Origin of the sequence: Mesonia aestuariivivens (genome assembly GCF_019311235.1) — a bacterium.
Taxonomy (GTDB): Bacteria; Bacteroidota; Bacteroidia; order Flavobacteriales; family Flavobacteriaceae; genus Mesonia; species Mesonia aestuariivivens.
In genome coordinates, this window is the sequence record NZ_JAHWDF010000002.1 from 61,952 (window position 1) to 76,661 (window position 14,710).

12 protein-coding genes are annotated in these 14,710 nt (G+C 32.8%); 9 read left to right on the forward strand and 3 right to left on the reverse strand.

Annotated elements, in window-relative coordinates:
• The 3 genes from KW502_RS01955 to KW502_RS01965 are packed head-to-tail and all read left to right on the forward strand — an operon-like array spanning window position 1 to window position 4,875.
• Window positions 1-2,241: a tetratricopeptide repeat protein gene (locus tag KW502_RS01955; protein ID WP_219038851.1), complete on the forward strand. Its 2,241-nt coding sequence runs from the start codon at window positions 1-3 to the stop codon at window positions 2,239-2,241.
• Window positions 2,242-2,266: 25 nt separating this feature from the next.
• A complete protein-coding gene (locus tag KW502_RS01960) occupies window positions 2,267-4,231 on the forward strand; it encodes a tetratricopeptide repeat-containing sensor histidine kinase (protein WP_255553953.1) in 1,965 nt (654 codons plus the stop codon).
• Between the two features lie 5 nt (window positions 4,232-4,236).
• The gene (locus KW502_RS01965) at window positions 4,237-4,875 is read left to right on the forward strand and encodes a response regulator transcription factor (protein WP_219038852.1); all 639 of its coding nucleotides are present in this window, start codon (window positions 4,237-4,239) and stop codon (window positions 4,873-4,875) included.
• A gap of 52 nt (window positions 4,876-4,927) precedes the next feature.
• Here the strand turns inward: KW502_RS01965 and KW502_RS01970 are convergent, their stop codons facing one another.
• On the reverse strand, window positions 4,928-5,926 hold the full coding sequence (locus KW502_RS01970; RefSeq protein WP_219038853.1) for a hypothetical protein: 999 nt from the start codon (window positions 5,924-5,926) through the stop codon (window positions 4,928-4,930).
• Between the two features lie 148 nt (window positions 5,927-6,074).
• Here KW502_RS01970 and KW502_RS01975 point away from each other — a divergent pair, with 148 nt between their 5' ends.
• The gene (locus KW502_RS01975; protein ID WP_219038854.1) at window positions 6,075-6,470 is read left to right on the forward strand and encodes a hypothetical protein; all 396 of its coding nucleotides are present in this window, start codon (window positions 6,075-6,077) and stop codon (window positions 6,468-6,470) included.
• A 162-nt stretch (window positions 6,471-6,632) separates the two neighbouring features.
• Here KW502_RS01975 and tssD read toward each other — a convergent pair whose 3' ends face one another.
• Window positions 6,633-7,034, reverse strand: a complete 402-nt coding sequence (gene tssD / locus KW502_RS01980; protein ID WP_219038855.1) for a type VI secretion system tube protein TssD — start codon at window positions 7,032-7,034, stop codon at window positions 6,633-6,635.
• A 12-nt stretch (window positions 7,035-7,046) separates the two neighbouring features.
• On the reverse strand, window positions 7,047-7,736 hold the full coding sequence (locus KW502_RS01985; RefSeq protein WP_219038856.1) for a hypothetical protein: 690 nt from the start codon (window positions 7,734-7,736) through the stop codon (window positions 7,047-7,049).
• Between the two features lie 252 nt (window positions 7,737-7,988).
• Between KW502_RS01985 and KW502_RS01990 the strand changes: the two genes are divergently transcribed.
• The 5 genes from KW502_RS01990 (at window position 7,989) to KW502_RS02010 (ending at window position 14,693) form a co-directional block, all read left to right on the forward strand.
• Complete coding sequence (locus KW502_RS01990) at window positions 7,989-9,008, forward strand: SMI1/KNR4 family protein (protein ID WP_219038857.1); 1,020 nt, start codon at window positions 7,989-7,991, stop codon at window positions 9,006-9,008.
• On the forward strand, window positions 9,005-10,963 hold the full coding sequence (locus KW502_RS01995) for a hypothetical protein (protein WP_219038858.1): 1,959 nt from the start codon (window positions 9,005-9,007) through the stop codon (window positions 10,961-10,963). The genes KW502_RS01990 and KW502_RS01995 overlap by 4 nt, the downstream gene beginning before the upstream one ends.
• Window positions 10,964-11,040: 77 nt before the next feature.
• Window positions 11,041-13,416: a WG repeat-containing protein gene (locus KW502_RS02000; protein WP_219038859.1), complete on the forward strand. Its 2,376-nt coding sequence runs from the start codon at window positions 11,041-11,043 to the stop codon at window positions 13,414-13,416.
• 92 nt (window positions 13,417-13,508) lie between these two features.
• Window positions 13,509-13,991 carry a hypothetical protein gene (locus KW502_RS02005; protein ID WP_219038860.1) on the forward strand — a complete coding sequence of 161 codons (483 nt, stop codon included), beginning with the start codon at window positions 13,509-13,511 and terminating at the stop codon, window positions 13,989-13,991.
• 168 nt (window positions 13,992-14,159) lie between these two features.
• Window positions 14,160-14,693: a hypothetical protein gene (locus KW502_RS02010; RefSeq protein WP_219038861.1), complete on the forward strand. Its 534-nt coding sequence runs from the start codon at window positions 14,160-14,162 to the stop codon at window positions 14,691-14,693.
• Window positions 14,694-14,710 lie beyond the last annotated feature (17 nt).

The window sequence follows — 14,710 nt, forward strand, 5'->3', positions numbered from 1 at the left end:
ATGGAATTGACAAGAGAACAAGTAATCACACATATAGAGCAGGCTGAAGCAGCTTACGCTAATCAACAAAACAGACAATTAGAATCGCATATTGTTGCAATTCAAGAAAATTTTGATGCTTTAGAAGCTCAAGATCAAGGCATTTGTATTCGGTATTATCGTTTGTATATGCGTTTTTTAACGCTTTTTGAGCAGGTTAAAATATCTGCAATGCAAACCTATCTAGAAGCTTTAGAAACAGAAGGAGTTGTAGAGGCTTCAGATTACGAACTTATTTGTAGTTTTTACAAACTATGCCCGCAAGAGATTTACGAAAAAGCATTAATTGCTTATTCTTATAATGAAACCTTACATATTCATTATGCTTTAAAACTGAAAGAAGAGCGTCGCTTTACAGAGGCAATTGAAGTAGTAGATTATGTACTAGAATGCTATCCCGGAAATACCGAATGTCGCTTTTTATTATGGGAAATTAAACAAGAATATTTAGATGAATTATGTAATGCTGAAGAAGAAATTGAAGCAACACAGCTTCTTAGTTTAGCTTCAGCAACACACCATAAATCTGTTTTAAAAGGCTTAGAACTAGATCCTAGATTAACACCAGCCGAAAAATACCACGTTCAAATTCAGTTAGCCGTTTGGGGAAATAGATCGGTAGAAAATCGTAACCAATGGAGAGCCGAATGGCAACATGTAGAATTAGCAGACCAAACTCGTGATTTATTGGCAGATTATGCAAAAGCATTTATGATGTATGATATGGTAGATGAGGTTTTGAAATTTCCTGAAGCGCCTCATTTTCCAGAAGAAAACTACACAGATTTTTCAGGTTACAGAGCTTATATTTTAGCCGTTACCAATGCAGGCTGGCAAAGAGCGCAACACCACTATTTATTAATAGGTAAGTCTTGTTATCATTATTCAAAAGACTTGAAGAAAATGGCATATTGTCTTCAGCAAGGCTTAGAACTTCATCCTAAAAATCCGTTATTATTAGAATTGAAAGGGAAGTTTTTCTTTTTCCAAGGAGATTATGAGCAGGCAGCAGCAGGTTTTAATGAGGCATTTAAGCAAGGACTTTCTGCAACCGATTTTCTACAAACCTCAATGGATTTAAATGATCGGGTGAAAAATAGTAAAGGTATTTTGCAAACAGTGAATCAGTTTCATCAACGCCATTTTCCTAATGCAAAAAGTACGTGTTTTAGAGGAATAGCTTTGGTTAAATTAGGTTTTCTAGATCAAGCTTTTGAGGTTTTTACAGAAGGAATAGAAAACTATCCACAATCGGCATTTCATGCTTGGATGTATTATTGGCGAGCGGTAATTCATAAACATCATAAAAATTATGATTTGATGTTGAAAGATATTCAGAGCGAAGTGAAATTTTATCCTGAAGGAAGCAGCGACTATTGCAACTCGATGAACTTATGTATGGCTTCGTTTTTTGAAAAGGGAGATTACAAAAAATCGCATCAATATGGGGCATATTGTTTTGAACAAAGACAGCTGGACGCAGACCTTCATACGGTATTAAAATGGATTTGCTTTTATAATTACCTACCAAAACCTAAAGGATTAGAAGAAGCTTCAGAAGCAGATTTAATAACCAATCCAGCATCATTTATCGACTATCGTAATAACGGGTTAACCTATTGGATGATTGGGAACTATACGGAAGCAATAAATTCTTTATTACTTGCTGCTGAAAAAGACACAGAAAAAGGCTTGTACTATCAGTTAGCCTACCATTGCGCAAGACTAAGTCCAGATAAAGAAGTGGCGGTACGTATATATAGAGATTTAGTAAAAGAAGTTCCTGAGGCCAGAAACTGGGAAATAGATATCTCATATACCGGTTTATTAGAACAAACCCAGAATTTTAAAGAAGCAAAAGAAGGCTTTTTAAATTTTACAGCATCGTATCCTTACGAAGTGTTTTATAATTTTGCGAAACATAAAGATATGGTTATTCAAACCCTTAAAGAATCGGCAAAAGGAGAAGGGAATTTAAAAGATTACACCAGGTATAGTGCTGTGCTTTTAAGTAAAGAGAACCCAAACGAAAGTTATTTGAAAGAGCATCAGCAAATTGCTGAAGATTTTCATCAAGAAGATCTATTTTTGCGGCATAATTTATTAGCTAGGCTCGCTAGGTTTGAAACAGAAGATAACGAAGAAGAGTTTCAGAAAATTAAAAACCTTAAAGCTGAAATTATTCAAAACCATTTTGCTTAATACTTTCGTGAAAGCGAATTAATTCATGACTGAAATAAAAAAGTATATTTTAGGTATTCTCTGGCTATTGGCAGGTTGCATGCCTGTTTTTAGCCAGCAGAATGCTAAAACTGCTTTAATAGATTCACTTTCTGGAGTGTATCGAAGTGCCTTGAACAGCCAGCCCCAAAAGGCAAAAAAAGCAGCTTTAGCTTGGTTAAAAGAAGCTAAAAAATCAAATAATAAGTTACAAGAAGCTCAGGCGTATTACGCGTTAGGTAATTTAGGGAATAACTTAGGCGAATACAAGAGTACGGTTACCAATACCCAACAAACCATTAAAATTTTAAAAGATTTAGATAGTAAAACTGGTTTGGCGGCAAGCTATAATTTATTGGCGTTAGGGTATAAGAATATGGCAGAATATCCAAAAGCGATGGATAATTTCCTAAGATGTTTGCAGTTTGCTGAAAAAGAAAATAACAAGCAACAGCAAGCAAATGCTTATCAGAATATTGCCAACTTGTATATTCTTCAAGAAGATTATAAAAAGGCAGCTGAAAATTTAGATAGAGCAGCAGATCTTTTTCGTGAATTGAAAGATGATGATGGCGTACTCACTACCTTATTTAATTTTGCTAATATTTTAAAAGAGCAAGGTAAATTTGATGAAGCCCGAAAGCACTACCAAACGGTACTAAAATATAGAAGACGAGAAGGGAACAAAAAAGTAATTGCTTATGTGAATATGAATATTTCACAAATGTTGCTAGAAGAAAAAAAGTATAATGAGGCGCTTATCTCCTTAAAAAAAACATTGTCTCTTTTAGAAATGCTTCAATTTAAATCTGATATCGCTATTGTTTATAATGATTTAGGACTTTGCGAGAGTAAATTAGGAAATACTAAAAAAGCTATTTTTTATTTTGAAAAAGCCTTATCTATAGGTAATCAGCAAGCTTTGTTACAATACAATTCAGAAATCTATATCAATATTTCTCAGTTATATAAAAAACAAAAAGATTATCAAAAAGCCTTAGCATTTTATCAAAAAGCGATAAATAAAGAAGATCAACAAAACTCTCTTGATAAAGAGAAGTATGTAGCTAAACTTCAAGAGCGTTATGAAACTCAGCTAAAAGAAGCGCAGATAAAACTGTTAGAAAAAGAGCAAAAGCTTAGTGATGCCGAATTGCAAAAAGCAGCTTTAAGAGTGAAGCGACAGCTTGTGGTGAGAAATGCATTTATAGCTGGTTTTGTTTTGGTTTTAATTACGTTAATTTTGTTACGCCTTTTTTACATTCAGCGGCTGCGTATTCAAAAGCAATTAAGTTCTCAACAGGAAGAAAATGCCAGACAGCGCATTAACCAGATGATGCAAGAACATAAGCTATCTGTTATAGAACGCTATCAAGAAGGGCAGGAAGAAGAACGCTCCAGATTGGCGCGTGAGATTCACGATGGTATAGGCAGCGATTTGGCAGGTATAAAAATAGCTTTTGAACATTATCTCGAAGAAGCTGCACAAAAACCACAGGCAAAACGTTTGTTAGAAGCTATTAGCAACGCGTGCATTGATGTACGTGGACTTTCTCATCAGTTGCACCCGCTGCCGTTTTCTAAAATAGGATTTAGCAGTTTCCTTAATGATTTTGTTGCACAGATTACTCAAAAAACCGAATTAGAAATACAGACTTTTTTCTTTCCTGAAGAAGAAATAGATGCGCTACCAGAAGAATTGCTGGCTGATGCGTATCGAATTGTGCAGGAATTGATAAACAATATTTTAAAACACGCAGAAGCCACCCAAGCAGAAGTGCAGCTTACCAAACACGAAGATCACCTAAATATTGTTATTAATGATAACGGTAAAGGTTTTCAGAAAACTAAAAAGCAAGGAATAGGACTTCGCAATATCAAAGAGCGACTGCATAAAATGCAAGGAACTTTAGATATTGACAGCGGCTCAGGAAACGGCACTTCAATAACAATAGACATCCCCCTAAATTAAATATTTTGAAAAAAATAAACATCATAATAGCAGACGATCATTTAATGTTTTTAGAAGGCATCAATACCATTTTACAGGATATGCCTGAAATTGATGAAGTACATTTAGCCACTGAAGGGACACAGGTTTTACGCTTGCTCAATCAGTTTAAAATCGATTTGATTATCAGTGATATTAGTATGCCAAAGATGGATGGGATCGAGTTGCTGAAAGAAATTAAAAAGAAGCACGCTGAGGTAAAAATTATTATGCTGAGTATGCTCGATAATCACCGTACCGTACACAAAGTGATCCAAAAAGGAGCCAATGGTTTTGTACCCAAATTTACCAGTAAAGAAGAGTTACAAAAAGCGGTGAGAACCGTGTTAGAAGGCGAGCAATACTTTTCAGAAGTGATTAAACAGCGTTATATGGAAAGTGTTTTTGAACGTAAAAAATATAAAAACATCGAACTTTCTCCCAGAGAAAAAGAAGTGTTGAAGCTTTTAGGAGAAGAGCTTACTTCAAAAGAAATTTCAGAAAAACTTTTTATTTCGGTAAATACGGTAGAAACACATCGTAAAAATATTTTGCTAAAAACAGGTTCTAAAACCACCACAGGAGCGGTGAAATTTGCAATTGAATCTGGATTATTTGATGACTAAATAAGCTATAAACTAAAAAATCTGATTCAAAATCAGGTTTTTTAGTTTCGATTTAAATCTTAAAACTGGTAGGAAATGGAAGCTTGTTTTTGATGTTTTCCCAATAAGCATCAAAAGAGTCTACATTAGAAATAGGTTTTAATTCGGTACGGATAATTGCTTGCGTTTCAAGATCAAAAAACTGAAAAACAACCGCTGTTATGGGTGCCCTTGAACGTTTAATGATGGTATCATCAGTTTCAGATTTATCACTTAAAAATTGAATCCAGACGGCATCTTCAAATGTATCTGTATTTACAAAAACCTTACTTGCTGTATGCATTTGGTATTTATGGTCTAGTTGATTTAAATACTGAGTCGTTTTTGCTTCAATAGTTTGTTCTATCACTTTATAATCTTCAGCTTTAGAATTTAAAGTAAAATAATTGAGCTTCCAATCTTCTTTTTCTGTTTCTGAAGCTGTATTAGCTTGTAAAACAGCAGACGAATATTGTGGCGTTTGTATGTTAAAGTTAAAATAGTTAGAACTCAATAAATGGCTTTTATTGCTGTTCATTGTTTTCATTAATGTAGAAATGGTCGCTTTAAGAGTTTTAGGTTTTGGTTTGTTTTCAAATTGAAGAGTTGCGCTATAATAGTTAAAATCTAATTGTATTCCGTCTTTTTTTAAAGGAACAATCATGCTTTGTTTAATACGGTAATCTTTTTCAAATTCTTCATATTGTTCTTGAATAGAAAGTTCCTGAAAACTTCCCTGTGATAAAGAATCTTGCTCTTTCATCACTTTAGCGTCAAAATGTAAACCGAACCGAATCTCTGGAATTTGTTCATCAAAAATTTCAACAGTAAACATATTGGGATTCATATTGCCTTCATTCCAAAACCGGTTAAGGTTGCTAAAACCCAATTTTTGATCGGTATGTTTTCCAAGATATTGAGTTAACGTTTTTGCGGCTTTTTCTTTACTCATTCCCCCAAATAATCTGGCACACGAGCTAAAACAAGCTATAACAATGGGGATTAGAATTACGATATATACTATATTTTTCATGAGCTATTTATATGAATAAACTAATTTAAAGAATACGCAAAGTAAGAGCCTCACGGAATTCCGTGAGTTTTTATTTTCATTAAAACAGGGCAGTTTTTTTTCAGTAATAGCCAATACTTTTGAAGTATAAATTTCAATAAAAAACACCATGGGATTACAAGAAAAAAAAACAGCAAAAGCAATTGAAGATCAGTATTTAGCAGATTATCAAAAAGAAATCAACGAGATTGTAGGGAAAGAATTGCCTATAAACATTAACTGGGATACGTTTGAACTAGATTTCATGAAGTTTGTACCTAGCGTTTGTTTACAACGTCTTACCGATGCTTTTAAAGAAGTTTGTGCAGATGATATGGGCAAAGAAGCTGTACAAGAAAGCATTAATACGGTAGAGGTTTATTGCATCGCTAATGAAGGCGCAGAAGATAAAAAAGAATTAAAAATAACAGATGGTGTATTTTCGCTTACCGCTTGTTGGGGTGGCCACCACAGTGGTTATTTCTCTGATTTGGTGATTCGTGAATTTTTAGAAAATAATTTATAATCACTACTTTTAGTACCTTATAAAAAAACGGAAAGCTGATTAAGCTTTCCGTTTTTTTTGCATTTTATTTGATAGTTCAATAATTGAAAAAGGAACTAAATTGTGAAACAAAAAAAACGCCTTTATGAAAATCATAAGACGTTTTTATGCTTCAATAAGCCATTAATTCACTGTTACTTTATTAATGACAACTCCTTTTAAATTTGCAGAAAAATAACCGTTTTGTTGATAACCATTATTCTCGGTAAACGATTGATTATAGCTTTGTGCAATAGATTTTTCAAAATTGAGGGTTATATTAGGTGTATCTTCATTTTTAAAGAAAATTTTTATAACTCCAGACCAATCGCTAGGGTGGTTGGCAATCCATTCTAAAAATACTTGGTCTGGCTCGTTATTATTACAACCAGAAGCGTAGACATCTATTCTTTTTTCAGATTCATTATTTAAATCGTAAGCAGTAGAAATACTATAATCAAATTGCTGTAAGGTATATTTGTTTTGTGTGGTTTCATCTTTGTTCAAAATGAATTCTATGCGATCTATAACAGTATTAGGTACCATAATATTTAAATTTTATAAGTTTTTTTCGATTTCGTTTTGAAGTTGAATTTTATTGAAAACACTTTTCCAGCCTTTTTCAAGATTGAAGCTAATAGTTATTGTACGTTCGCTAAGTGATACGGTGTTTTCTTCAGAAAAATTAAAATTAATCACATCAATACTTTCTGAAAAAGCTTCTTTTGCCAGGTTATTTTCAGCAAGCGTACTTATCGTTTCTTGCAATAACTGAATGGCTTTCTTAGCGTAGAATTTTTGAGTATCACTTGGGTTTTCTCCAGCTTCATATGCAACAGTCAATTCTTTACTTAAAGATTCTTGAAGTGCTAAAACGGCAGTCTTGATCTCTTTTTTTAGTTGGAGTTGCGTTGGAATGTCTTTAGGATCTGGCGTAAACGGTATTTTACCATCAGATAGCAAGTGTACGTAATCTTTTACGTTTTGTAACATAATACACGAAATGCTATGGAAACTTACGTATTGTAAATCGGCCTCGTTATCGTACCAATTTCCTATTAAAACCACTCCTTTCTCGGCATCGTAGTTTATAAAATAACCAGAAATAGTGCCATCTGTATTGCTAAAGCTAATCTTGGGCATATTTGGGTTCTCTTGTTTACGCTCGTGGTCTGCAACTTCCTGAAGTATTTTTAAAACCTCACTCGTCTCTATAACCGGTAATTGTAACATTGTTTTAAAATCCATAGTTATATTTTTTAATACAACAAAGTTGGTTTATCTGAGATTGATTTTAGTACCAGTATTCCGTGAAATTTAAAGTTCGTCTCAGTAAATTTCTAGAATATAATTCTTCTTAAAAAATTCATAAACCCTGAAAACAGGGAGTAATTTTTTCGTGAAAAATTAGTTCTTTGTTTCTATAGGAAACAGTTTACGATTTCGTGAAAAGCTTCTTTTTTGTTTAAGAATACAAATGAATAAACGCATAGCATAATTATGAAAAAACCAATTGGAGTACCCAAAGAAGCAAGGTGGAATGAAGAAGATGAAGAATGGGAATTAGGAACTAGAAATAGAACCGGAGATGAAATAGGCGAATGGAAATGGTGGGATCCCGATGAAGGCTACTTAATTTGTCACGCTTTTTTTAGTGATGATGGCAAGCAGCTTTTAAGCGCTAAACGATTTCATCCTAATGGAGAGCTGGCATCAACTATTTTTTTCAATAAAGACCGAAAAGAATTAGCGACCTATTATACCTCTACCGAAGACACCTATGAGCATTTTCCTGAAAATCCCTTTAAAAACGTTTGGAAAGCAGAACGAGTAGTAGGGGTATTTCCTAAAGAGTATAATTTTTACGATAAGTCTGGTAAACTTTTATCGATAGAAGCAGGAAGATCTTCAGAATTAGAAAAATTAAAAACAGCTCCAGAAAATGAAACTGCAGAACAAGCAATAACACGATTAAATAAAGTAATAGCCATTGTTAAGGAAAATGAAGATATTGATGAAGACTTTTTAGAAGAGTTGGCAGATTTACATCAACCATATCAAATAGAATCTGTTTCAGAAGAAAAGTTAGCCGCGAAAGAACAAGAATTGGGTATAAAGTTTCCTCCCTCTTATAAAGAATTTGTACTAAAACACGGCTTAATTCAATTTGGTAAAACCAATGATTTTAATAGAAGACTGTTTTTAGATTATAATCGGTTAAGTACTGAGTTACTTTATTGGGGAATAGATGCCGATGATGACTTTTCTAAAGAAACCAAAAGCAAATTAGATAAAATTATCACGTTCTCTTTTGGTGACGAAGGGCTTCAGGCACAATGGTTTCATTGTTTCGATTACAATACCTTAAATCCGGAAACCGGAGAAGTAAGCATTATGGTTTTTGACCAAGACGATAGTAATACGCCATTAGAAAACAGCTCGGACGTTATTTGTGAAGCCAGCGGTTTTGATGCTCATATGAGTGCTATTGTAGATCAAGAAATTGAGTTTATAGTATGAATAAAGAAATGATTAATAGTTTTATAAGATCGCTACAAATCCTTACGGAATACAACTTGTCGTATTTAGCGGGTGGCGAAGTAATAGATAGTATTTCTGAAGATGATGAAATCATAACCGATGAAATGATATATCCGGGTACCGGAGATTTTGTGGTATGGGATAAACGCTGTTTAACCGGAACTTACGGTGTGGCTGAAAGCGGACTTATTGCTCCCGTTAAAGTTAAAAACCCAGCTTCTCACGGAATAAATTATTCTCAAAAACCTATAGAAAGATTGGTGAGTACGGCTGTTTTAATGAAGCGTTATGTTTGGATGACAGATCTATTTATTAATTGGTTACATAGAGATACACCATCGCCATTACGGTTTTTTGGAGATTTTGAGAACATTAATGCTTGCTATGCTGAAGAAAAAAACGAGCTAGCGCAAGATCAATGGTTAGCTATGTACTGGTTGTTGCATTTTGGTTTTTCGATGGATGATAGAGTGAACGAAGTGATCGCTATTGTAGAGAAAAGCGAAATTGAAAATTCATTTGCAGCATATGTTGAAGATGCAATTAATTTCTTTAAACATACCGATGCCAATTTTAATTATGTTATCACCAATAATAATGGAGAATCCTCAGAAGACCTTTTTATAAAAAGACGCTCGTATTTGGTATATACCACTCAATTGTACCGATATGCAAGCGGTGATAATTTTAAAAAATGGTGGTTATGTTTTTCCATGTATCCTCATTTTGAAGAAAATTTAATTCTCAAAATACGCTGGTTAAAAAATAATTTGAAAAAATTTGACAGATGGAACGAGTTAGATAAGGTTCGCTCTGAAATAGGGGAGTTGCCCTTCTTATCATATATCTCAGCCTGCAATCCAAATACAACCGATAAAGAGCATTTTGCAAATCAATTTTTAGAAGAACTATCTGTACACAACTATAATAAAACCGATCTGCAAAAATCTTTTATACAAATCATGCTGTATGATTTGAGGTGTTTAGATTTAGAAACTGATGCCTATTTAAAAGCGTGTGAGTACTATTTTGAAGGTGACTTTCAGTCTGAAGAATATATTGAAATTTTAAAATCAAAAAACCAAAATACTGAATCTCTTGATGTTTCTAACGAAGCCTCTAATGAATTGCAAAAGCTTTTAAATAAGGATGCTGAAATAGAAGATCTTCTTGATAGTAACCAATTTATGCCTTTTGTAATTGAGCTTTCTAATCTTGCTGAGCGTTATAAATCGGCTTTTGATGTTGCCGTTTCTTCCTTAAAAGAAGATTCCCATAAATTAAAAGTTTTTTGCGCGTACTGGTTTCAACCTTCCTCTTTCTCTGCAGAATCTATTTTTACAATTCTTAAAAATCTATTTATCTCAGATACAGTTTTAAAGAAATTAATATTTCATCAAGAGACTACTCAGGTAATTGCTACAGACGACGAAAGGTTGAAGATTATCGACTTGGTATTCACCTCTAAAGAAAATGAATATCAAAGTAAATTCACCTACGAGAAAACATTAGAAGCTGCTGCTATGCTAATAGTTTATAAATCTTATTATGAATCTATTTTCGAGTATTTAATCAATATAATTACTGCTGAAGACGCTGTTTATTCAGTTGAAACAAAAGCGATAGTATTTAAAAAAATATTTGGAGAAGATTCTTATGAAGATTTTTCTGCTCAATCTAACTATTCAGCCGTTCAAGTAGAAAAAACTTTTGATATCGGTTTTCAAGCGATTTTTGAAACCGCCTCTCCATTATTATTAAATGCAGTAGGTTCTGCTCTCCATAAATGGAATGAGCCAAATTTAAAAAGTTGGTTAGCTAAAAGATATAACGATAAGGTTTGGCTCAATCAATTCGATGCGTTAGAAAATAAATTTAAAGGAATAAAAAAACAGTTTGTCGCACTTGTAAAAGAAAAGAAAGCTAGTTTATAAGTATTCTTTAAGCATCAATTTTTTACTTAAGTTATTCGATTAAAGTTTTCAGTATTAATGATAGAAAGAAGAGAAAAATGAAAATAACTCAATTCCATATTTATAGCATTTTATTATTAAACAGTTTATGGTTTTTAAATGCTTGCGATACTGCTAAAAGCTTATCAAAAGATTCTAAAACCGTGACCGATACTATAAAATTCGATAAGAGTTCTCGTTTTTCTTATGGTATCGCACGAGTAGAAAAAGATAGTAGCAGTTTTTTTATCTTCAAAAACGGGCAAACTGCATTTCAAAAATTATTGCAAGAATTTCATCCTTTAGATAGTGTTGTTCCTGTTAATGGCGGAATGATACATTCGTATAAAAATGAAGAAAAAATAATGCGAATTGTACAGCTTGATAACGGAAACTATGGAATGCTGAATGATTTAGCTGAATGGGTTTTGCAACCAGAATACGATAAAATTGAATTTGTATATAATCGCTATGTAAAAATAGAAAAAGACGGAAAAACAACGTATGCCGATTCTTGGGGTAAGTTATTAGTTCCTTTAAAATTTGATAGTATTCAAATCATGTCTTCTCGTTATTTTGATGTAAAAAAAGATGAAAAATGGGGTGTTCATGATACTGAAAAACATAAAATAATTATTCCTTTTGAATACGATCATTTTGATTATTGTAGCGGTTGCGAGAAAAAGTCCGATTATTTTTATGCTGAAAAAGATGGAAAATGGGGTGTTATCAATTTAAAAAACAAAGTATTAGTTCCATTTAACTATGAATACGTACACTCCAATATACGAAGTGACGAGTGGGTTGCCGCATTTAGAAAAGACGGTAAAAATGTTATTATTAATATTCCGCAGCAAAAAGAATATAAAGCACCCGAGTATGATAGATTTCAGATTGAAAACGGGCATTTAATAGCCGCAAAAACCATAGATAATCAACGCTTTTATGGTGTGATTAACCGCAACGGCAAAGAAGTAGTTCCCTTTCAATATTCAGCAATTTATAATTCTTATTCAAGCTTTCAATCGGGGCCTTATTTATCGATTAAAAAAGATGAAAAATTTGGAATTATAGATACGTTAGGCAACGTTATAATTCCACCAACTTACAAGAGACAATTGCGCGTGCAAGACCATTACTTTATCAGTAGAGAAAATGGTAAAGTTGGCGTGCTTAATCAGGAAAATAAGCAAGTATTACCTCCTAATTATGATGAAATTATCATAGCTGAAATAAAAACTGACGAGAATAAAACTGAATTCATTTTTAAACTAACAGCCAATGAAAAGTATGGGTTGTACTTTCCAAAAACCGGAAAACTTATTCACCCAGAATATGATGATATTGAGTTTTTGAGCGACCGGCAGCGTACTCCTTATGTTTCTAAAGCCAACGGCAAAGGATTAATTAGCTTAGAGAAAGACGGAAAGACTAAACTTTACAATCTAAGTACCAATACAATGATTGCTGATGATTATGTAGATTTTAGATTTCTGCCGTATCAAAAAATACTTGTAAGAGAAGAGAATTATGGTGACCAAGGACTTTATGATTTAAATGAAGACAAGTTAATTTTACCTATAAAATATAAATTTGTACAAGTTTTAAAAAAACCTAAGCTTATAAAAGTGGTAAAAGAGGCAGGTAATTATCAAACCCAATCGGGTCTTTTTGATGAGACGGGCAAAGAATTACTTCCTATAAATTATGCCGACATCAAACAAATTGATACTTCAAAATTTTTACTGCACGAAAAAGACAGTTTATATTATATCTATACGGTCAAAAATCATAAAAAAGAAAAACTTCCTTTTTCAAAAGTCAGTGTAAATGACAGCACTTCCTTATTAACTGCACGAAAAAAAGAAAAATGGTATTTATACGATTCTAAACGAGAAAAGCGCTTGTTAGAAGAAGGATATTCAGAAATATATCAATTCAGAAACGGAAATTATATTGTAATCCAAAAAGACAGCACCAATCAATTAAAATTTGGTTATGCTGACAAAGACGGAAAAATGATTGTTCCGGTAGCATACGATATCAGACCTACAACATACTTGCCTAGTCTTGAAAACAAGCGGTATTTATTTTTGAAGAAAAGAGACAAAGCTACGGGAAATATGCTGCAAGGCTTTGCGAATTTTGAAGGAAAAGTTGTAGTCCCGCCACATTTTGATAAAGTATATCCCGATGGAAACGGAAATGGTTTTTTTACGATGAAGAATAATCATTACGGCGTTATAACGGCTGATGGAAGAGAAATATTGAAACCGCTATATATTATCGGGATTGACGGACCCTTTAATAGTCGCACACTAGAAATGGATTTTCACTTTCCGGTACCTTTTCAAGAAAATAATAGTTGGAAATATATGACGGAAAATGGAAAAATTTTACCCATAAAATCTAGTGATTTGATTTTGTTTCAATAGAAAATTAAAGTAAATGAAAACAGGGTCGTTTTCTATGACATGAATCGAGTTCTTTGGCGTTATCAATTACCCCCAACTAAAAAAATAAAAAAATGATTTTGAAACAGATTAAAACGATACTACTATTTTCTTTATTTTTTTATGGAGCCTTCACCAATGCTCAAACTAAAGAATTTGTGGGTTCCTACACCTATAGTAAGATGGAATTTGCCGAACAAATGCATATTTTAGATTCTAATCGGTTTTCTTGGAAGCAAGTATATGGCGCTAGAGATATTGATTTAAGAGGAAAATGGATTATTAAAGGAGATACATTAATCGCAACGCTAGATCCAATTCCAGACAATAAAAATCCTGGTGAGTTAGAAGCTGTTTTAACACCATCTGGAAATTTAAGTTTTACAAAATTTAATGATAAAAGTACTGTTGAACCTTATATTTTTAAGCGTTCTGAATATAATTTATCTCAAGATGTAGCAGAAAAATTGGCTCAACCTATTAATCATTCAAAATTAATAGCATCAAAAAAGAGTCCATTAGAAAGACAAAATGAAAAGGCAAAAAAACGCTTTTAGAAATTTAATAAAGAGCGAAAGCAATTAGGAAAATATCACGGTTTTTTTAAAAACGAGGATCCTGATTTTTCTGTAATTTTAGGATTAAATGCTAAAAGAAAGCAATTTGTAGTTAAAAAATCAGCTACTGAAAAAGGTGCGGTAAATTACTTTCAGGGAACATTTACGTTGAAAAACGATACGGTTTATGCAACCACAACTGCAGATCAAGATGAAATAAAGCTTTACGGATCTCATTCTGATGATTTAGATGAAGACGAACTCGTAATTTATTTTAGAAAACTCAGCTTTAAAAACATACAAGTTAAGACAGGTAAAAGTTTTGACGAATGCACTTTTAGCTCTTCTGAAAAATTTAAGACAGAGAATGATAGTGTTCGCTGTTTGCAATTAAAAAAAGGAGATAGCTTATGGATAGCTCTTGGTAAAAAAGAAGCCCATATTTATAGTTTTTCGCTTCAAGATTCAAATTACAACCAACTTTTACTTCAACCAAATTACGCACACGTAGAAACCTGGGTAGAAAAACCGATTTATATTACCGATGAAGATGAAATTCATTCGCTTTACGATGGGAAAGTTACTTTAAAATTAACAGTACCAGAACGTATGTATCCATCATTATCCTCGATACCGTCTTCCCCAATATTTAATGAATATAGATATTTTTCTATAGATCGAGAAGAGCTTTTTAAACTTTAGAAAGAATAAACTTCATT